The sequence below is a fragment of the Aeromonas sp. s5 genome, from assembly GCF_040907865.1.
GTDB classification, from domain to species: Bacteria; Pseudomonadota; Gammaproteobacteria; order Enterobacterales; family Aeromonadaceae; genus Aeromonas; species Aeromonas dhakensis.
The window spans coordinates 82,282-101,873 of record NZ_JBFOCO010000008.1; the positions used below are offsets into that span (position 1 = coordinate 82,282).

The 19,592-nt window shown below is 65.2% G+C and carries 20 protein-coding genes; 9 read left to right on the top strand and 11 right to left on the bottom strand.

The window, feature by feature from the left end; all coding sequences use genetic code 11:
- Window positions 1–22: 22 nt before the first annotated feature.
- The 3 genes from AB5Y94_RS06340 to AB5Y94_RS06350 form a co-directional block, all read right to left on the bottom strand.
- Entirely contained in the window at window positions 23–715 is a 693-nt protein-coding gene (locus AB5Y94_RS06340) for an aspartate/glutamate racemase family protein (protein ID WP_368205207.1), read from the bottom strand.
- Between the two features lie 130 nt (window positions 716–845).
- Window positions 846–1,436 carry a LysE family translocator gene (locus AB5Y94_RS06345; protein WP_017766272.1) on the bottom strand — a complete coding sequence of 197 codons (591 nt, stop codon included), beginning with the start codon at window positions 1,434–1,436 and terminating at the stop codon, window positions 846–848.
- Between the two features lie 124 nt (window positions 1,437–1,560).
- Entirely contained in the window at window positions 1,561–2,157 is a 597-nt protein-coding gene (locus AB5Y94_RS06350) for a LysE family translocator (RefSeq protein ID WP_005304811.1), read from the bottom strand.
- A 117-nt stretch (window positions 2,158–2,274) separates the two neighbouring features.
- Between AB5Y94_RS06350 and AB5Y94_RS06355 the strand changes: the two genes are divergently transcribed.
- From AB5Y94_RS06355 to AB5Y94_RS06375, 5 genes are all read left to right on the top strand, one after another.
- Window positions 2,275–3,651 carry a PLP-dependent aminotransferase family protein gene (locus tag AB5Y94_RS06355; protein WP_139724849.1) on the top strand — a complete coding sequence of 459 codons (1,377 nt, stop codon included), beginning with the start codon at window positions 2,275–2,277 and terminating at the stop codon, window positions 3,649–3,651.
- A gap of 41 nt (window positions 3,652–3,692) precedes the next feature.
- Window positions 3,693–4,157, top strand: coding sequence for a hypothetical protein (locus AB5Y94_RS06360; protein WP_368205208.1), 465 nt, complete (start codon window positions 3,693–3,695; stop codon window positions 4,155–4,157).
- A 93-nt stretch (window positions 4,158–4,250) separates the two neighbouring features.
- Complete coding sequence (locus tag AB5Y94_RS06365; protein ID WP_368205209.1) at window positions 4,251–6,317, top strand: hypothetical protein; 2,067 nt, start codon at window positions 4,251–4,253, stop codon at window positions 6,315–6,317.
- Window positions 6,287–7,066 (top strand): DUF3142 domain-containing protein, encoded by a 780-nt coding sequence (locus AB5Y94_RS06370; RefSeq protein WP_368205210.1) that lies wholly within the window; start codon window positions 6,287–6,289, stop codon window positions 7,064–7,066. The genes AB5Y94_RS06365 and AB5Y94_RS06370 overlap by 31 nt, the downstream gene beginning before the upstream one ends.
- Before the next feature lie 75 nt (window positions 7,067–7,141).
- Window positions 7,142–8,767 (top strand): hypothetical protein, encoded by a 1,626-nt coding sequence (locus tag AB5Y94_RS06375; RefSeq protein ID WP_139751971.1) that lies wholly within the window; start codon window positions 7,142–7,144, stop codon window positions 8,765–8,767.
- Window positions 8,768–8,798: 31 nt separating this feature from the next.
- On the opposite strand, the gene AB5Y94_RS06380 is transcribed toward AB5Y94_RS06375, so the two are convergent.
- The gene (locus AB5Y94_RS06380) at window positions 8,799–10,112 is read right to left on the bottom strand and encodes a sodium-dependent transporter (RefSeq protein ID WP_368205211.1); all 1,314 of its coding nucleotides are present in this window, start codon (window positions 10,110–10,112) and stop codon (window positions 8,799–8,801) included.
- A gap of 431 nt (window positions 10,113–10,543) precedes the next feature.
- Here AB5Y94_RS06380 and AB5Y94_RS06385 point away from each other — a divergent pair, with 431 nt between their 5' ends.
- A complete protein-coding gene (locus AB5Y94_RS06385) occupies window positions 10,544–11,263 on the top strand; it encodes an ABC transporter substrate-binding protein (RefSeq protein WP_005304833.1) in 720 nt (239 codons plus the stop codon).
- A 5-nt stretch (window positions 11,264–11,268) separates the two neighbouring features.
- Here AB5Y94_RS06385 and AB5Y94_RS06390 read toward each other — a convergent pair whose 3' ends face one another.
- Both AB5Y94_RS06390 and AB5Y94_RS06395 read right to left on the bottom strand, forming a co-directional pair.
- On the bottom strand, window positions 11,269–12,582 hold the full coding sequence (locus AB5Y94_RS06390) for a sodium-dependent transporter (protein ID WP_010636210.1): 1,314 nt from the start codon (window positions 12,580–12,582) through the stop codon (window positions 11,269–11,271).
- Window positions 12,583–12,796: 214 nt separating this feature from the next.
- Entirely contained in the window at window positions 12,797–13,636 is an 840-nt protein-coding gene (locus AB5Y94_RS06395) for an isopenicillin N synthase family oxygenase (RefSeq protein WP_010636209.1), read from the bottom strand.
- A 209-nt stretch (window positions 13,637–13,845) separates the two neighbouring features.
- On the opposite strand from AB5Y94_RS06395, the gene AB5Y94_RS06400 reads away from it, so the two are divergent.
- Window positions 13,846–14,409: a DUF2799 domain-containing protein gene (locus tag AB5Y94_RS06400; protein ID WP_010636208.1), complete on the top strand. Its 564-nt coding sequence runs from the start codon at window positions 13,846–13,848 to the stop codon at window positions 14,407–14,409.
- A 59-nt stretch (window positions 14,410–14,468) separates the two neighbouring features.
- On the opposite strand, the gene AB5Y94_RS06405 is transcribed toward AB5Y94_RS06400, so the two are convergent.
- Complete coding sequence (locus AB5Y94_RS06405) at window positions 14,469–15,290, bottom strand: Cof-type HAD-IIB family hydrolase (RefSeq protein WP_368205212.1); 822 nt, start codon at window positions 15,288–15,290, stop codon at window positions 14,469–14,471.
- 197 nt (window positions 15,291–15,487) lie between these two features.
- Window positions 15,488–16,729, bottom strand: coding sequence for an MFS transporter (locus AB5Y94_RS06410; protein ID WP_279971586.1), 1,242 nt, complete (start codon window positions 16,727–16,729; stop codon window positions 15,488–15,490).
- Window positions 16,730–16,882: 153 nt separating this feature from the next.
- Here AB5Y94_RS06410 and AB5Y94_RS06415 point away from each other — a divergent pair, with 153 nt between their 5' ends.
- Together AB5Y94_RS06415 and AB5Y94_RS06420 are read left to right on the top strand one after the other, a co-directional pair.
- Window positions 16,883–17,506, top strand: coding sequence for a metalloregulator ArsR/SmtB family transcription factor (locus tag AB5Y94_RS06415; RefSeq protein WP_042007094.1), 624 nt, complete (start codon window positions 16,883–16,885; stop codon window positions 17,504–17,506).
- 307 nt (window positions 17,507–17,813) lie between these two features.
- Window positions 17,814–18,290 carry an Lrp/AsnC family transcriptional regulator gene (locus AB5Y94_RS06420; RefSeq protein ID WP_005304871.1) on the top strand — a complete coding sequence of 159 codons (477 nt, stop codon included), beginning with the start codon at window positions 17,814–17,816 and terminating at the stop codon, window positions 18,288–18,290.
- Window positions 18,291–18,382: 92 nt separating this feature from the next.
- Here the strand turns inward: AB5Y94_RS06420 and AB5Y94_RS06425 are convergent, their stop codons facing one another.
- From AB5Y94_RS06425 to AB5Y94_RS06435, 3 genes are all read right to left on the bottom strand, one after another.
- On the bottom strand, window positions 18,383–18,700 hold the full coding sequence (locus AB5Y94_RS06425) for a hypothetical protein (protein ID WP_005304873.1): 318 nt from the start codon (window positions 18,698–18,700) through the stop codon (window positions 18,383–18,385).
- A gap of 145 nt (window positions 18,701–18,845) precedes the next feature.
- Window positions 18,846–19,073: a hypothetical protein gene (locus tag AB5Y94_RS06430; protein ID WP_005304875.1), complete on the bottom strand. Its 228-nt coding sequence runs from the start codon at window positions 19,071–19,073 to the stop codon at window positions 18,846–18,848.
- Between the two features lie 32 nt (window positions 19,074–19,105).
- On the bottom strand, window positions 19,106–19,531 hold the full coding sequence (locus AB5Y94_RS06435) for a MarR family winged helix-turn-helix transcriptional regulator (RefSeq protein ID WP_005304877.1): 426 nt from the start codon (window positions 19,529–19,531) through the stop codon (window positions 19,106–19,108).
- Between the last annotated feature and the right edge of the window lie 61 nt (window positions 19,532–19,592).

Below are 19,592 nucleotides of genomic sequence, written 5' to 3' on the forward strand. Positions count from 1 at the left end.
CTTGCCAGCAGAGCCATGATCGTCAAGCCAGCGCCAGGCTCACCGCCGCCTCGGCGTGAATCGAAGTGGTGTCGTAGAGCGGCACCGCGGCGTCGGCCTCCCCCACCAGCAGGGCTATCTCGGTGCAGCCGAGGATCACCGCCTGGGCGCCCGCAGTGGCCAGCGCGCTGATGATGGCCAGGTACTCGGCCCGCGAGGCGTCGCGAATGTCGCCGAGGCACAGCTCGTCATAAATGATGCGGTGCACCCGCTCCCGCTGCGCCGCATCAGGCACCAGCACCTCCAGCCCGAACTTCTCCTGCAAGCGCCCCTTGTAGAACTCCTGCTCCATGGTGAAGCGGGTGCCGAGCAGGCCGACCCTCTGGATCCCGTCCGCTTGCAGCTGACGTGCGGTGGCATCGGCGATATGGAGCAGCGGGATGTCGATGGCAGCCTCAATCTCGGGCGCTACCTTGTGCATGGTGTTGGTGCCGATCAGCAGAAAATCGGCGCCACCGGCCTGGATGGCCCGCGCCTCGGCCGCCAGCAGACGGGCGGTGGCGGGCCAGTCCCCGATATGCTGCAGCCGCTCTATATCGGCAAAGTCGACGCTGCTCAGCAGCACCCGTGCCGAGTGCAGGCCGCCGAGCCGTGCTCGCACGCCCCGGTTGAGCGCCTGATAGTAGCTGACGGTGGACTCCCAGCTCATGCCACCCAGCAGACCGATACATTTCATGGGACCTCCTTCTGTAAACCGCTCGTGCAAACCAGACAGGGGGCGGCGCGCGTCAACGCACCGCCCGGGAATAAAAAAGGCCCCGCAGGGCCAACAAGACAGCCGGTAAAGGCCCGGGCGCAGGCCCGGACTAAATCCAGATCATCAGCACGCAGGCCGCCGTGGCGACCCCCATGCCGAGATTGAAACGACGCCAGCCTCTGGCGGTGCGAATGAGGCGGCGCACCTGGGCACCGAACAGCACCCAGAAGGCCCCGGTATAGAGGCCGGTCACGAAGAAGATACCGAGCACCCAGATGGCGGAGGGCCAGTAGGCCTCCCCCGCCAGGGTGAAACCGCTGATGGCGGAGAGCGCCATCATCCACGCCTTGGGGTTGAGCAGCTGCAGCATGGCCCCCTGATGGGCCGGGATCAGCGGCCGGTTGCCCTCGGCCGGGCCGCTGGCGGTCGCCACCTTCCAGGCCAGCCAGAGCAGGTAGGCCGAGCCGATGAGCTTGAGCCCGTCGTGCAGCAGCGGCACCTGCTCGAACATCACCCCCAGCCCCAGCGCCGTGGCCAGGATCATCAGGTTGATCCCCCCCACCACCCCCACCAGCAGGGGCACGCTGCGGCGAAAGCCCTGGGCCGCACCGGCGCTGGTGAGCAGCATGTTGTTGGGGCCCGGCGTGCCGCAGGTGATGAGGGCAAAGCCCGCCAGGGGAAGCAACCAGTTCAGATCCATCTCAACCTCTTGATGATGCAGGGCGCCAACTCGGCGACAAGCCTTCTAATATGCAGAGCCGGTGCCCGTCAGACAAGGCCGCAAATGCACTTTCTTCGCATCTTTATGCGGCCTCTGGCAAAGCTCAGTACCAGAGCATCACCACGCAGAGCGCAGTCAGCGCCCCCAGGCTGCCGTTAAGCCGGCGCCAGCCCCGATCCGTGCTGATCCAGTTGCTGAGCTGATGGCCAAACAGCACCCAGACGAAGCAGACCGGCAGCGCCACCAGCACGAACATGGCCATCACCGCGAACTGGCTCGGCCAGTAGCTGGCACCGGGCAGGCTGAACAGACTGATGGCGGAGATCCCCATCATCCAGGCCTTGGGGTTGAGGAACTGAAAGCCCAACCCCTCCAGCAGGGTCAGCGGACGGGCGCGCCGGGCCGGATCACCGGGAGCGCCGGCCACCGCGATGCGCCATGCCAGCCACAGCAGATAAAGGCTGCCGAAGATCTGCAAGCCAAGGCGCAGCAGCGGCCAGCGCTCGAACAGGGGGTAGAGCCCCAGCGCCAGCACCATCTGCAGCACCGGCTGACCCACCGCCACCCCGATCAGATGGGGCAGGGTGCGGCGCACCCCGAAGTTGGCGCCGGAGGCGGTCAGCATGAGGTTGTTGGGGCCCGGCGTGCCGCAGGTGAGCACCGCAAAGCCAAACAGGGTGGCATACCATTCGATCGTCATTTTTGTACTCCTGAACTGCGCACATTGCATCGATACAATGTGCTATTTTTGATTGTTATCGGGTTCAAAATCACGCTATATTGCCGATACATTTCGATCAACGGATTTATTGTCACCATGACAATCTGGACCCCGGACCTCACCCCCTTCGCCGGCCCCCTCTACCTCAAGCTGGTGAAGGCCATCGAGCAAGCCATTCAGGACGGCTCCCTGCCGCCCCAGACCCGGCTCCCCACCCACAGGGCGCTGGCGGACAGGCTGGGGGTCACCGTCGGCACCGTCACCCGCGCCTATGGCGAGGCGGAGCGGCGCGGGCTGCTGGCCGCCCGGGTCGGCCACGGCACCTGGGTCAAGGGGGAGCATGAGGATCCGGCCAACGCCTGGGTGATCCGCAAGGAGGAGGGGCACCGCATCGAGTTGTGGCAGAACCTGCCGGTGCAGCTGGATCGGGCCGCCATCATCCGCCCCATGCTGGCGGAAGTGGCAGACGGGGATCTCAACGCCCTGCTCGGTTATGACAAGGAGGCGGGCCAGCCCGGCCAGCGCCAGCTCTTTATCGACTGGCTGACAGAGCAGGGGGTGGCGGGCAGCGAGGAGCATCTGCTGTTCAGCCACGGCGCCCAGCACGGCATCATGCTCTCCCTGCTGGCCACCGGCTGCGTGGGGGAGATCCTGTTCTGCGAAGGGCTCAGCTACCCCGGCATGCTGGGCAACGCCCGCCAGCTGAAGAATCAGGTGGTGGGGCTGGCGATGGACGAGGAGGGGCTGCTGCCCGACGCGCTGGAGGCGGCCTGCCGCACCCGCCGCGCCAAGCTGCTCTACCTCACCCCCACCCTGCAGAATCCCACCACCGCCACCATGAGCCTGGCGCGGCGCGAGGCCATCATCGCCATCGCCCGCCGTCACGATCTGCTGATCATCGAGGACGACGTCAACGGCCTGCTGCCCCAGCAGCCGGTGACGCCGCTGGTCAATCTGGCGCCGGAGCGGGTCATCTACCTCGGCAGCCTGGCCAAGATCGCCTGCGGTGGCCTGCGGGTCGGCTTCGTGCTGACCCCGCCCCACTTGCGCGGCGCCTTCGCCCAGGCGATGCGACTGTCGAGCTGGATGGTGAGCCCGCTGCTCATCGAGCTGGCCTGCAAGCTGGTGAGCCAGCGCCAGATCATGCCTCTTGTAGAGCAGCAACGGCAGATCCTGGCACGTCGCGGCGAGCTGCTGCGCCACCTGTTACCGGAGGCCTGCTGGCAGGCGGGCTCCATGCACGCCTGGCTGCCGCTGCCCGAGCCCTGGCGCAGCCAGGAGTTTGCCGAGGCCGCCAACGCCCTTGACGTCGGGGTGGCGAGCGGGGAACACTTCGCCGCCGGCCAGTTTGCCGCGCCACAGGGGGTGCGGCTGAGCCTGAGCCAGCCGGCCACCGACGCCCGCGTCGCCGAGGGGCTGGAGCGGCTCGCCGGTCTGCTGCGCGCCGCGCCGCCCACCAATACCCTGCTATAGTCAGCCCGGCCCAGCCCATCCGTGCGCTCAAAGGAGAGCCCATGCACCCGACCCGCGCCCCGCTTTTGCTCCTCACCCTGCTGCTGGGGGGTTGCGCCTCCCCCGCCCATCAACAGCTGGGGGCGGCGCTGAGCGGGCTGGAGGGGGAGTTGCAACGGCTGGAAGAGGAGCTGGCGGCCATGAACGGCCTTCATTATCAGAAGGCGATCGACGCCCCCCTCAGCCTGCGCCGCAGGCTGAGTGCCCCCGTCCCCACGGCACAAGGGCTGCTGCCCAGCCGCAGCACGCTGACAGACGGCCCCCTGCTGCGCTACGACTACCAACTGCCGGCCGGCATGGCCAGCCTGCCCCTCACCGAGCCCTGCCTGCGCTACGAATTCGAGCTGCGCCACCTGGGCCGCCTCGGCCAGCTCGCCCTGCACTGGCAGGGGGCGGCTGGCTCGGGAGAACAACTGATCCTGCAGCGCGACTGCCCCTTTTCGGCCAAGGGGCCCGGCCTGCAGTAGGCCCGCCGCCGGCCGACCTGCCCCTATGGTCAGTTGAAAGGGGTGAAGGCATCTTGTAGCGTGCCAGCATCCCGACTCCTGCTGGAAGCGCCCATGAAACTGACTCCCCTGTGGCTGGCCCTGTGCAGCCTGCCCGTCCTGGCCTGCGGCCCGGATGGCTGCGAGACGCCGCTCACCCTGCAACTGACCGCCGCCCAGTGCCACCTGAACGGGCTGCCGTTCCTCTCCCCCGACAACGACACCCGCACCAACCTGGCGCTGCTGCTGGCCGATGAGCAGGCCTTCTCGCTGCCCAAGGCGCCGCTGCCGCTGCCCTTCGCCATCGAGGATCTGCTCAACCCGGCCCTGCTCAACCCGACCCAGGCCGAGCCGGCCCCCGCCGGGCCGGATCCCCTGCTGGCGCTGGCCGCTGGTCTTGGCATCGAGCAGAGCACCACCCAGGCCGCCCTGGAGCGGGCCGCCGGCTGGAGCGAGGGGCGCTGCATCAGCAACAACCCGGTCGCCGCCGAAGCCTTCCTGCAGGCGCTGGTCGACACCCCGGCCCTTGGCGCCGACGAGCGCAGCCAGCTGGCCCGCCAGCGGCTGGCCATGCTGGGCCAGTGCGCCCAGCAGACCGAAACGGCCACGGCGCCGGAGGACAAGGCCGCGCCGCTGTCGGCCGCCGGCCAGGGCTTTGCCGACTACCTGGCCGCCAGCCGACTCTTCTATCAGGGGGAGTTCGCGCAGGCCGATGCGCAATTTGCCGCCCTCGCCGGGCAGGATCAGCCCTGGCTGAGAGAGACGGCGGACTACATGCGGATCCGGGTCGCCCTCAACCAGTCACAGCAAAGCGCCTTCGATGACTGGGGCACCCTGGATCGCAACCAGATTGACCAGGCCGCCGTGCAGCGCGCCGAGCAGTTCATCGCCGACTATCGCAGCAGCTACCCAGAGGGGCGCTATCTCGACTCCGCCAACGGGCTGCTGCGCCGGCTTGCCTGGTTCAAGGGGGACGAGGCGGCGCTGGCCGGCCTGTTCCGGCAGGCGAGCCGCCAGCCGGGCAACCCGGAGCTGCTCAACGAAATAGACCTCAAGCTGCTGATGCAGCCCGGTTTCACCGGCTCAGCCGCCATGCCGCAGCTGACCCTGGTGCAGGATCTGCGCCGGCTGCGGCTGCACGAGAGCTGGGACGAGTGGCAGCCGCTGCAAAGCGGCGAGCTCACGCAACAGAGCGCCCAGCTTGCCGGCAACCCGGCCTGGCTCGCCTATTTGCAACAGGCCGAGCGCTATTATCTGGCCAAGGATTATGCCGCCGTCATCGCCGCCGCCCCCGCCCTCGGCAAGGGGCCACTCGACAACCTGGCATTCAGCCAGCAGGTGCTCAAGGGCATGGCGCTGGCGGCCAGTCAGGCGCTGCCCGAGGCACAGCAGCAGTGGCGCGCCCTACTCGCCAGCCAGCCCACCCCCTTGCAGGATCAGCTGCTGCAGTTGGCGCTGGCCATGACCCTGGAGCGAGCCGGCCGGCTGGAACAGGTGTTTGCCAAGGAGAGTCCCATCCAGAGCGATCACTACCGCATTCCGCTGCTGGAGTACGTGGCGCCGGCTCCGCTGCTGCGCCGCATGGTGCAGGATGAGCAGGCTTCCGACACCCTGCGCCAGCGCGCCGGCCACACCCTGCGCTACAAGCAGCTGACCCACGGCGACTACCGGGGCTTCCTGCAGGATCTGGCGCTGGCCCCGCTGGCCGCTCCGTTCGACTGGCAAGGGAGCCAGGAGTATCAATGCCCGGCGCTCACCGCGGTGGTCACCACCCTGGCGGACAACCCCAAATCCCCCAAGGCGCTCAACTGCCTCGGCGAGTTCTTCCTGAGCAAGGGGCTGGACTGGGATCCGCTCCTGCAGCGGCCGGGGGCCGACACCCTGGCGGGCAGCCGGGATCAGTTTGCCGGTCAGCAGCGCAGCCGGCTCGACTGGTATCAACAGGTGATCGCCAACCCTAATGCTGCCAAAGAGGAGAAGGCCTACGCCCTCTATCGCGCCATCAACTGCTACGCCCCGAGCGGCAACAACAGTTGCGGCAACCAGGAGATCCCCCTCAGCCAACGCAAGGGCTGGTTCAACACCCTCAAACGCCAGTACGGAACGAGCCAGTGGGCCAAGCAGCTCAAATATTACTGGTGATGCTGGCGCTATTGAGCGCCAAGGCCAACGCCGCCGTCGAGGCGAGCCACTACCGCCAGTTCTGGCTGTGGGCCGGAGTCAAGCCCCAGCCGGTGCTGCAGCAGGCCCAGCGGCTCTATCTGCATCAGGGGGAGATCGGCCCCCTCGATGCGCGCCAGCCCGTGCGTTTTCAGGGGCAGGGCATAGCGCCTAGCAAGCTGCCGGTAAAGGAGCTCTGGCTCGCCTATCGGGTGGAGCGGCTCGACTGGGATGAGGCTCTTATCAAGAACCTGACCAACCAGCTGGCGGCCTGGCAGCGCAAGGGCAATGAGGTGCGCGGCATCCAGATAGACTTCGATGCCCGCACCCACCGGCTGGCGGACTATGGCGACTTCCTGCGCAAACTGCGCAGCCAGCTGCCCGCCGGCTGCGCCATCAGCATCACCGGCCTGCTGGACTGGACCCGCACCGGCGACGTCGCCACCCTCAACGCCCTCGCCGGCACGGTCGACGAGCTGGTGGTGCAGACCTACCGTGGCCGCCGCACCGAGCCCGGCTACGCGCGCTACCTGCAAACGCTGACGCGGCTGACACTCCCCTTCAAGGTGGGGCTGGTGCAGGGAGGTGAGTGGGATCAAACGTGGGAAAGCAGGCTGGCCGATGCGGCGGCCTATGGCGGCGTGGTGGTGTTTCTTGTCAATCCGGCGCCCTCTCGCCCTCCCCATCTGGTGAGCCCGGGTGAGGGGTTGACCGGCACGGCGCCTCTGTAACAGAGTAATAGCTCTTTTTGACTCCATCACATGCCATACTTGTTCCGATCCTGAACCGGCCAAGGAGTGCCAAGGATGCAGATCCTCCTGATCGAAGACGACACCATGCTCAGCACGGCGCTCTCCCAGGGGCTGAGCCAGCAGGGCATAGCATCAACCCAGCTGACCCACTGCAAGGAGCTGGCAACCCTGCCAACCCTGCTGCGCCAGCAGTCGTTCGACGCCATCATCTGCCACCAGAGCCATCACCAGGACCTGGAGGGAGTACGCATGCTGCAGGAGGCTCACTATCTGGGGCTACTGGAGCCGGGCTGCGTACTGTTGTTGCTCAATGCAGACCCGGAGCCACTCCACTATCCCCCCTCGGATCTCTACTTTTCCCTGCAGCTGACCATCCCCTTTACCCAGGAGCAACTGACCACCCGCCTGCACGAGCTGGTACAGCTGACCGGGCTGACCCGGGCCCTGCCGGCCCCGATGCGGCTCAGGGAGTGGCAACTGAGCTGTGCCCTGTGCGAGGACCTGCTCTATGAGCAGCAGAAGTATCGGGAGCTGGGACAACAGCTGGACCGGAGCAAGGGCTACATGCTGCTGCAATGGCAGGATCACTTCCATGCCTCCCAGCACTACGCGGTCTGTACCACGGAATATGATGCCTGGTGGCCGCGCAAGGGATTGATCTACGCCCTGCTGGGACTCGGCAGGCTGGAGAGCGCGCGCAAGGATCTGGCCCGCAACCGGGAGCGGCTGCCGCCCGCCCTGCAGCTGGAGCTGGCGCTGGCCTGTCTGCTGCACGAGGGGCAGTGGGAGGCGGCCTGGGACGTGCTCGGCCATCTGCTGCAAAAAAACGCCTGGCAACCGGAGTGGCGTCAGGCGGCCATTCTGCTGGCACTGCTGATCAAGGATGAGGGCAAGGCGCTGGAGCAGGCCAATGCCCTCAGCCTGCGCTTCTTTGCCGATCACAAGCTGCGGGTATCCATCGAGAACTTCATCCTCAATGCCAGCCTGGCGGTACTCTGGCACTATCCGAGCGCCGCCAGGATCAGCTCACTGCAGCAGGAGTATCGCTACCTCAACCAGGCCGTCACCCTGCGAGCTCATGAGGACGCCCTGCTCAAGGCGCTGATGCTGAGCCTGGACTACCGCTTCGACGAGGCCCTGCTGCTGCTGGCCAAGCACCCGCCGGAGAGTGCGCGGGACAACCACCTCAACCAGCTGCTCGGCTTCGCCGTCAGCCAGTTCTGCGGACTGCCCCACCACGCCAAACGCTACCTGACCCAGCTAGGCCAGTATCAGGCCAGGGTCGCCCCGGCCCCGCTGCTGCAACAGTTGTTCAAGCAGGTCGTCATCGACTTGACGAAACAACTGGAGCGGCGCGAGCTACGGCTGACCTATCTGCGCCAGGAGCGGCAGCGGGCCAGCGCGGCAGGCCAGCACCAGCTGGCCGTTCAGTATGCGCTGACCCTGCAGGAGGAGTTCCCGGCCCTGCCTGGCGATGCCTGGCAGTTGCTGGAGCTGCTGCAACTGTGCTGGCCGGCCGGCATGGCAGCCCCCAGGGTGGCGCTGCTGGTAGACCGGCTGGAGCGGCGCCTCAACCACAGCGCCTCCTTCATGGAGCATCATGCCGAGGAGTACCAGAAGACGCTGCTGCAGATCCGCTCACACCTCAATACCCGCCTGCCCACCACGCCCCCCAACTAGGCCCTCAGGCCCGGCCAGCGCCGGGCCGCTCTTACAGCAATCCCCGCACCAGGATCCCGCCGATCAGCAGCGGGGCCACCAGCCGCCAGCACCAGAGCAGGCAGAACCGCAACACTGGCGAGAGATCCGCCGGCACCATGCGGTCCCCCAGTCGCCAGCCCAGCAGCAGGGTCAGTACCAGGCCGAACAGCGGCATCATCAGGTTGGAGGTGAGGTAGTCCAGCACATCGAAGATGGTCTTGCCGAACAGGGTGTACTCGGCCCAGGGGCCGAACGACAGGCTGACCGGAATGCCGCAGGCCATGATCAGCAGGGTCAGCACCCGGCAGGCGCCACGGCGCGACCAGCCCCACTCCTCGGTGGTGAAGCGCACCAGGTGCTCCAGCATGGAGATGGAGGAGGAGAGCGCCGCCACCAAGAGCAGCAGGAAGAAGACCACTGCCAGCCCCTGGCCGAACGGCAGGTGGTTGAACACCGCCGGCATGGTCATAAAGGTGAGGCCGGGGCCGGCGGTCGGATCGATGCCGGTGGAGGCGAGCACCGGGAAGATCATCAGCCCTGCCAGCACCGAGATGAGGCTTGCCAGCGTCACCACCCAGACGCCGGAGCGCAGCACGCCGTCACTGTTCGGCAGGTAGGCGCCGTAGGTGGTGTGTACCCCCAGGCCAATGGAGAGGGAGAAGAAGGCGAGCCCCAGGGCATCCAGCACTCCCTGGCCGGTGAGCTGGCTGAAGTCGGGCAGCAGGAACTGGCGCACCCCGGTCATGGCGCCGGGCATGGAGAGGCCGGTCACCACCAGCAGCAGCATCATCACGAACAGGGCCGGCATCATCCAGCGCAGCGCCCGCTCCACCCCCTTCTGCAGGCCCCCCTGCACGAACCACCAGGTGAGCCCGGCAAAGATGAGGTGGGTGATGGCCGGCCAGAGGGGATCGCTCACGTAACCATTGAAGAGGGCGGTGAGGGCGCTCGCCTCACCCAGGTTGAGCTCGCCACCGATGGCCAGGGCCGCGTACCCCACGGTCCAGCCCCCCACCACGCTGTAGAAGCTGTAGATGAAGAAGCCGCACAGGATCCCCATGTAACCCATCCAGCGCCAGTTCGGCCCCACCAGCTTGCGGAAGGCACCGAGCACCCCGCGTTGGCTGTGGCTGCCGAGCAGGGTCTCCCCCACCTGCACCGCTACCCCCAGGGTGAAGCTGAACAGCAGAAACACCAGCAGGAAGGCGCCGCCGCCGTTGGTGGCGGTCACATAGGGAAACTTCCAGATGGCGCCAAGACCGATCGCCGAACCGGCGGCTGCCAGCACATGACCGAGACGGGAAGACCACTGAACCTGGCTCATACAACCTCCGGGCAAGACAACATCACATCGATACTCCATGGATAACCGCACGGTGCGGGCAACAAAAAAGGCCGCCTGGTGGCGACCTTTGCAATGAACATTCAGACAAGCTGTGCGTGCAAGGTCACCTCTCTTGCGAGCCAAAAAATCGACCGAACAGTGCGCAGTGGGGTGACATGAATAAGCGGGCCTGAATGCCAAACGGGATCACAGCCTAAACCATGGAAAGAAAAATTGACACAACGCGATCAACTTTTTTTCATCCCCCCCTTCAAAAAGGGATTCTCTGCCGCGGCCGGCAAAGATCATCAGGCAGCCCAATCCCTTGAGCAATAATAGAGTTAGCCTCGGCAGGCCGGTCAGCGACCGCCCGTGGCGACCCCCTTGCGCAACATGGATGCACCGACGTGACGCACCTGACCGGATACTGGATGAACTGGCTGCTGCCCTGGCTACTGCTGCCCGCCCTGGCGCTGGCCACGCCGCAGCCCCCGCTGACCCTCATCAGCCACGAGCTGCCCCCCTTTACCCACACCAGTAACGGCAAGCTCGGCGGGCTGGCGGTGCAGCTGGTGCAGGAAGTCCAGCAGGAGATGGGGGTTCACTACCCCATCAAGATCTACCCCCTCAAGCGGGCGCTCGCCCTGACCCGGGTCGAACCCGGTTTCGCCCTGTTCGTCATCCTGCGCACGCCCCATCGGGAGTCCCAGTTCAAGTGGGTGGGGCCGCTGTTCCCGAACCGGGTGGTGATCTACCAGACCAGAGGCAGCAAGCCGCTGACCGACCTGGCCCAGCTGCGCAAGCTGCCGCGGGTCGGCGTGCTGCTCGGCAACGCCGATGACGAGCTGCTCACCCGGGAGGGTTACACCAACCTGGTGCGCTGCCAGACCATCGAGGATGCCATCGAGCTCCTGGTGCTCGGCAAGATAGACGCCTTCCCCATGGGGGATCAGATCATGCCGGCCATCCTGGCCAAGATGAAGTTCTCCCCCCGCAGCGTGGTGAACTCCGGGTTGCTGCTGCAGGAGAACTGGCTCTACATCGTCTTCTCGAAGAGCGAGGATGACGCCGTGATCGCCCGCTGGCAGGCCGCCGTCGACAAGGTGCGGGCCCGCCACCCACAGGCGACGCCGGCCCCTCTTCATCCCTGAACCGGTTATACCAGCCCGCGTACCAGGATGCCGCCGATGAGCAGCGGTGCCAGCCAGCGCCAGCAGCCCATCAGCAGGGTGTGCCAATGCAGGGCCAGGCCGGCGGGCAGCGCCTGGCGACCGAGCCGCCAGCCCAGCAGCAGGGTGAGCGCCAGCCCGAACATCGGCATCATCAGGTTGGAGGTGACGAAATCGAGCAGCTCGAAGATGTTCTTGCCAAACAGGGTCACGTCCGCCCAGGGGCCGAACGACAGGCTGACCGGAATGCCGTTGGCCATCACCAGCGCGGTGATCAGGCTGCAGGCGGCCCGTCGTGACCAGCCCAGACTCTCGCTGACGAAGCACTGCAGATGCTCCAGCAGCGAGATGGCAGACGAGAGTGCCGCCACCACCAGCAGGGCGAAGAACACCACCGCCAGCCCCTGGCCAAACGGCAACTGTTGGAACACCGCCGGCATGGTCATGAAGGTGAGACCCGGGCCGGAGGCGGGATCGATGCCGGTGGCCGCCAGCACAGGGAAGATCATCAAGCCCGCCAGCACGGCGATGAGGCTTGCCAGCAATACCACCCAGAGGCTGGAGCGGCCGACCCCCTCGCTGGAGGGCAGGTAGGCGCCATAGGTGGTGTGAATGCCCAGACCAATGGAGAGGGAGAAGAACGCCAGCCCCATGGCATCGAGCACGCCGGACATGCCGAGCTTGCTGAAGTCCGGCATCAGGAAGTGGCGTACCCCGGCCATGGCATTGGGCAGGGTGAGGCCAAAGGCCACCAGCATCAGGATCATGATGAACAGGGCCGGCATCATCCAGCGCAGGGTGCGCTCCACTCCCTTCTGCACGCCCCCCTGCACGAACCACCAGGTGAGCCCGGCAAACAGCAGGTGGGTAAGCACCGGCCAGAGCGGATCCCCCACATAGTCGTTGAAGCGGGCGGTCAGGGCCGCGCCATCACCGTGCTGCAGGCTGCCCGCCAGCGCCATACCGGTGTAGCCCAGGGTCCAGCCGCCCACCACGCTGTAGAAGCTGTAGATGAGCAGGCTGCTGAGCAGCCCCATGGCGCCGACCCAGCGCCAGCGCTTGCCCATCAGCTCACCGAAGGCTCCCACCACCCCGCGCCGGCTCAGGCTGCCGAGCAGCGTCTCCCCCATCAGCACCGCCACCCCCAGGGTGAAGCTGAACAGCAAAAACACCAGCAGGAAGGCGCCGCCGCCGTTGGCGGCCGTCACATAGGGGAACTTCCAGATAGCGCCGAGACCGACTGCTGAACCGGCGGCGGCCAGGATATAACCGAGCCGGGATGACCATTGGGACTGCTTCATAAGAACTCCAACCGTGGGGCCCGCTACAAGGGGCCCAAAATGACGCTCAGAGTACGGGGGGGGCTGCGCAATCACAACGCCGCTTATCTGGATAAAACACGTATTATTGGCAGCAATGACTCATTAAATTCTATTTAGCGCGCAATCCTGCCAACAAATAAAAACCGGAGCAATTTTGCTCCGGTTTGGCACTGTGGTGAGCCCGGTTCGGGGACTAGATCACCCCCAGCTCCCGCAGCCGTTCCATCAGGTAGCTGTGGGCGGTATGACGCTCGGAGAGCACCACGTCCGGCCGCGGATGGAGGAACAGCGGCAGGGAGATGCGCGACTTGGCGGCGCTGCCGCCGGTCGGGTTGATGACGCGGTGGGTGGTGGAGGGGTAGTAGCCGCGGGAGGCCTCCTGCAGCATGTCGCCGATGTTGATGATGAGAGTGCCGAAATCGCACGGCACGTCCATCCACTCGCCGTCGGACCCCTTCACCTGCAGGCCAGGTTCGTTGGCGGCGGGCAATATGGTCAGCAGGTTGATGTCTTCGTGGGCGGCGGCGCGGATGGCGCCCGGCTCTTCGGTGCCGTCGAACGGCGGGTAGTGCAGCACCCGCAGCAGGGTCTTTTGGCTCTCTTCAATCATGGAGGAGAGCGGGCAGCTGTAGTGGGCGGCGATGTCGCTCGGGGTGTACTGCTCGACCCAGCCCAGCAGCTCGGCCGCCAGGTCGTTGGCGAGGCGGTAGTACTCCATCGCCTGCTCTTTCAGCTCGGCCGGCATCTGGCCCCAGGGGTAGATGTGGAAGTACTCCTTGATGTCCTTCTGGCTGTGGCCCTTGGCCACTTCGGACACCGACGGCGGGAAGTAACCGTCCTGAGTCTCGCGATTGAACAGGAAATCCTGCTTCTGCTCGCTCATGAAGAAGCGATACCAGTTGTCATAGATGGACTGCACCAGCTCTTTCGGGATGGGGTGATTGGTCAGCACCCCGAAGCCGGTGGTCCGCAGGGATTCGGTGAAGCGCTGCGCCGCATCGGGCGAGCGGTAATCGACGGTCAGGACTTTCATTGTTTTTGTTACGCGCCAGTTAAAAGATGGCGCAGTTTACCCCGTGACCGGCGACAAGGAAAGGGCACGGGCCGCCACGTCGCCAGCCTGCGCAAATAGTGACAAACCGCTCAAAAAACGGTGTCGGCCGACGCCGCTTTTCATTCCTTGTCCTGCCCCGGCATCCTCTCTAGAATGCCCCCCATCATCTCTCTCGGAGCCCGTCGTCCATGTCCCCCAAGATCCTGTTGCTGACCCTGCCCTTCCTGCTCGCCGGTTGCAGCTCGCTGTCGGAAGAAGAGTGCCGCACCATGAGCTGGTACAACCTGGGTTATCAGGATGGCGAGCAGGGCAAGACCCCGAGCGCCACCCGCGACTACGTCTCGACCTGCGGCGAATACGGCCTCAAGGTGGACGAGGCGGAGTGGAAACGGGGCTATGCCAAGGGGCTGGAGCTCTACTGCATTCCCGAGCTCGCCTACAGCAAGGGCAAGTCCGGCGCCGAGTACCTGGGGGTCTGCCCCAACGATGCCAGCTTCCTGACCCAGTACGATCGCGGCCGCAAGGAGTACCTAGTGGAGAAGCAGCTGAGCGATCTCAAGAGCGAGATGGAGCGGACCGAGCGCGACATCGAGACGCTGGAGCGCCAGATCCGCAACGAGAACGACAGCAAGCAGCGCGACTACTACCGCGCCCAGCGCGAGCGCGCCATCCGTCACTACGAGGGGCTGCGCCGCGACTACAACCGGATCCGCTTCCCGGATCGGGTGATCCAGTTCACCTTCGGGAACTGACAAACCAAAAGGGGCCGACATGGCCCCTTTCTGCTTCTGCCACTCTCTGTTTCTGCCCCCTAGGCGGGCAGAACCCAGCGCTGCAGCGCCAGCGCGATACCGTCCTCGTTGTGATCGGCGGTGACCCGATCTGCCAGCGCCTGGATCTGTGACGCCGCGTTGCCCATGGCCACCGCCAGCCCGACCTGTTCGAACATGCTGATGTCGTTGTTGTTGTCGCCAAACGCCACCACGTTCTCCATCGCGATCCCTTCGCTCGCGGCCCACTGGGCCAGCCGGTTTCCCTTGCTGCAGCCGGGCTGCACCAGCTCCACCGCATAGGGCGCCGCCCAGTCGCAGGTGAAGGGCAGCTGCGCGACCACCTCTGCCATGAAGTGATGAAGCAGTGCGGGATCCTGGTTGAACAGCTCCAGCTTCCAGACCGGCCGGCTGAGCCAGCTCGCCAGATCCTCCGCCGGCAGCAGGGAGATCTTGAGATGATCCGGCTGGGCCGCCGACCAGTGGCGCATCCGGGTCACATGCTCCTCGCAGCCGAGGTAGCCGATCCCCTCGTCCAGGTGGAACAGGGCTCCCATCTGATGCGCCTGCACCTCGGCCAGCAGCCGGCCGAGGGGGGATACCGCCAGCGGATCCCCGCTCAGGATCCTCTCCTGCACCGGATCATAGAGGTAGGCGCCGTTGCTGCAAATGATGGGGGTGTCGAGGGCCAGCTCGTGATGGAAGGGGCGGGCTGTCATGAAGTGGCGCCCGGTCACCAGCAGCACCTTGATGCCGTGGGCGCGGGCCTGGGCCAGTGCGGCCCGGGTGGCGGACGAGATCTTGTGCTCCCGGGTCAGCAGAGTGCCATCCATATCCAACGCAATGGCCTGAAAACGACTCATATCACCTCCAAGAGTGTTGAAACGACAGCGACGCTATACCAACCCGCGTTCAAATAACGATTAATACCACCGCCCAAGGCGGAGCATAACGGGGAGCACCAGGCGATCGGGCAAGCGAAGCAAAGAGCCATACCGTCCCAGAGTCGGCGCCACGATGCAAGCGCCGGCAGCCCCCTCCGTCTCGTTCTGTGATCCCGTCAGCCGGCTTCCACCTGGGCGTCGAACCGCTGCCGCCGATCCGCCGCCCGGCGCAGGCCATAGAAGCCGGCTGCGCAGAGCAGACCACACAGCGCCGCCAGATAGAAGGGCCACTCGGTGCCCGCCAGCAGCACCAGACTGCCGACCGCCACCGCCAGGATCTCGCTGCCCACCGCCAGTCCGCGATAGAGCCCCATCGCCTGCCCCTGCTGCTCGGCGTGGCTGCGGTTGGAGACGGCCACCGAAGTGGCCAGCTCCCCCAGGCTCATGCCGATGCCGACCGGGATAAAGGTGAGCGCCAGCCCCCACCAGTGGCTGGGCAGGATGAAGAGCAACATGCCAGCCGCCATCACCAGATGACCGACGATCCCGAGGGAGCTACCGCGCCAATGGCGAGCCAGACGGGAGCCCAGCCAGGATCCCGCGATCATGGGCACGCTCACCAGCACGGCGGCCTGCGCCAGCTGCACCGGATCCCAGGCCAGCCGCTCCACCAGCCAGACGTTGAAGTAGGTGAAATAGAGCTGCACCGCCCCGTAGCTGAGCAGGGTCAGCACGAAGTAGGGCAGCAGCACCGGCTGCAGCAACAGTTGACGGGAAGAGAGGGCTGGTGCCGGCTGCTCACTGCGGGCCGCCGCCGGTCGATTGGGCAGCAGCCAGAGCACCAGCAGCAGGTTGACCAGGGTCATGGCCACCGCCAGCCAGGCCGCCAGGCTGTAATCACCGGATACCACGGCGGCATAGCCGCCGATCATGGGGCCCACCACCCAGCCCAGGTTCATGCCGATGTTGATCCAGGCGAAGCTGCGTGCCTTGGTTTTGGCGGTGCTCATGTCGGCCGCCATGGCTTGCACGATGGCGATGTCGCCGTTGAAGAAGCCCTCCACCACCCGGCTCAGCAACAGCAGTGGCAAGGATCGCCATGCGATCCCCAGCGCCATCAGGGCGTAGCCTACCAACACGCCCACCAGACACAGGGTCAGCACCGGCTTGCGGCCATGGCGATCGGAGAGCTTGCCCAGCCAGGGGGAACCCACCAGCTGGAACAGCGGATAGAGCCCCATGATGACCCCCAGCCACACCTTGCGGCTCCAGTCCGACGCTTCCGGCGTCAACATGCCCTGAGCCGGATCCAGCAACAGCGGCGCCAGCACCGGGGATGGCAGGCTGAAGCCCGCCACCGCCAGCGTCACCGTCATCACCAATACCCACAAGCTGGCCTGTCCCTTGATCCTCTCCATCTTAGCCCCATTAAATAAAGTTATTGGTTTATTTATGTTGGCCAGTGAACGGGATTAAGTAAAGCGAATTGTTGATTAAAGAAATCCCTCTCCCCATAATGGGTACCTGAGCGCCACCCCTCTGGCGTGCCAGCCGATCACGAGAGCCGCCCCATGAATGCCAGCACCGACAAGATACTGCACCTGTTGAAGACCCAAGGCCCCCAGAGTGCCGCCGAGCTGGGAGAGCAGCTGCAGATGACCTCCATGGGCGCCCGCCAGCACCTGATGACGATGGAGGCCGACGGCTGGGTAAGCTTCAACGACGAGGCCCGCGGGCGCGGCCGGCCAGTGCGGCTGTGGCACCTCACCGAGCAGGCCTGGCAGCGCTTCCCCGACAGCCACAGCGAGCTGACCCTGCAGCTTATCGACAACATCCAGCAGCTGTTTGGCGCGGTGGGCATGGAGCGGCTGATCGATCAGCGGGAACAGCAGCAGCTGGCCCGCTATCAGGCCGAGCTGAACCAGCCGGCGCTGGCCGACCGGCTGGCCAGGCTCAAGGAGCTGCGCTGCCGGGAGGGCTATATGGCTGACTTGCGCCAGGAGGAGGATGGCAGCTGGCTGCTGTGGGAGAGTCACTGCCCCATCTGCGCGGCGGCGAGCGCCTGCCGGGGCTTTTGTCGCAGCGAGCTGGCGCTGTTTCGCCGCTTGCTGGCGCCGGCCGAGGTGGAGCGGGAACAGTATCTGCTGGAGGGGGATCACCGCTGCCTCTACCGCATCAAGCCGCAGCAGGGCTGAACGCCGCGCACAAAAACAACAAAGCAGGCGCCGGGATGCCTGCTTTGTTGCCTTCGGGGAGGGGATGTCCTCGTTCCAGTCCGTCGTAGCCCGATAAGGTGGGACGGCTGATGGGGCTCTTGACCCGGTAAAGTCATTTGCCACAGAGACCGGGTTGGGTTTCTGTCTTGCCACCGGAAGATGTAACCATGGTACCCCTGCCGGCACGGTGAGTGGTTGCGAAGTAGCATGTATTTTCAGTTGTTTTTGCAATAGTTCACCCTTAATCTAGGAAAAGTGAATTAGTAATTGCAACGAGGAACGGAGAATGCTGAAACTTGATCGCATTGACAGGCATATTCTGGAGTTGATGCAGGAGAATGGCCGCATCAGCAACCTGGAGCTGGCCGAGCTGGTCGGGCTCTCCCCCTCCCCCTGCTCCCGCCGGGTCAAGGCGCTGGAAGATGCCGGTCTCATCGACACCCACGTCACCCTGCTCAACGCTCGCCAGCTGGGGCTGACCCTCACCGCCTACATTCATATCTCCATGGACCGGCATACCCCGGAGCGGTTCGAGAATTTCGATCGGGCCATCAGCGAACTGCCGGAGGTGCTGGAGTGCGACCTCATCACCGGCAATGACGCCGACTACCAGCTCAAGGTGGTGGTGCGGGACATGGAGCACTATCAGCACTTCCTGCTGGACAAGCTGACCCATATCCCGGGGGTGACCGGGGTGCGATCCAGCTTCGTGCTGCGCCGGATCAAGCACAAGACGGCGCTGCCGCTCAACCACCTAGGTTGAGCGTCGGCCACCCAGATCAGCGCGAGATCAAAAAGAGGAGGCCCAAGGGCCTCCTCTTTTTACATGTTCAAACTGCTGGAGCAGGCTGGTACTCAAACCGCCACCTGGCTCACGTCCTGCACCTGCAGGAGCCAGCCGGCCTGCTCCTGCTGCGGCTCGCCGCTGACCCGCAGCCGCTCGCCGGTCGGCACCCACTGCCCCTGGGGCAGGGAGACCAGCAGACTCTCGCTGCCGTTATCGAACAGCCAGCGATCCTCCCCCAGCGACTCGATCAGATAACCTTCCATCTCCACTCTGGACTCGGCTTGCCAGGATGGCGCAACGGAATCACGGCTCTCGATGAAATCCCCCTGAACACCAAAACTGGCCAGCCCCCACAGAATGGAGAGCCCAACCAACGATGATTGCATCTCGTCTCTCCTCTTTTGGAACTGTAGGGCCAGTATGGGAAGAGAAAACTGAGCGCACCATGAACAAGGTGGCAAAGTGCCGACGGGATCGCGAAAAAAACCGGCCAATCGGCCGGTCGTGTCATTTTATGGCGTCTGGATCACACTATTTGGCGGCTTCCTCTGCCATCCGTGCGGCCCTTGGCTTATTCGTCCACATGGCAACACCGCGATGATCCGCGCAGATCCCCTCCTCCACCACGGCCCGCACCCGGGTGCCGTCCTTGCAGATCGCCTGCCAAGCATCGGCATCATCGATGGCCATCGACGGGGAGTGGGAACTGGTGCTGCAGGCACCCAGCAGCAGGGCAAACAGGGGCAACAAGATTCTCATGGAGGGCTCCTCAGACGGATGGTCGGTCGAACTCAACGCCCCAGCTGGGCCGAGATGCGATCGCAGAGCTGCTTGAGCTGGGCCAGTTCAGCATCGGCCAGATCCACCTGATTGCGCAAGCTGTCTGCCAGACAGCAGCCCTGCACCTCCTGCTGCAACTGGCGGCCCGCCTCGGTCAAACGAATGCATTTTTGCCGCTCATCCTCGCGGGAGACGGTGCGAGTCAGCCAGCCCTTGCTCTCCAGCCGCTTGACGATGGGGGTCAGGGTACCCGCATCCAGCCCGGTCTCCTGGCCTATCTCCTTGAGACTCACCTCGTCCCGCGCCCACAGCGACAGCATCACCAGATACTGGGTGTAGGTGAGATCCAGCTTGTCCAGTAGCGGCCGGTAGGCCCTCATCACGGCATTGGAGGCGCTGTAGAGGGCAAAACAGACCTGCTTTTTCAATTCACTCATGGGGCACCTCGCTGACGACTGGGGCCAGTATACCCCAGGAGCATGAGGAGCTGAATAATTT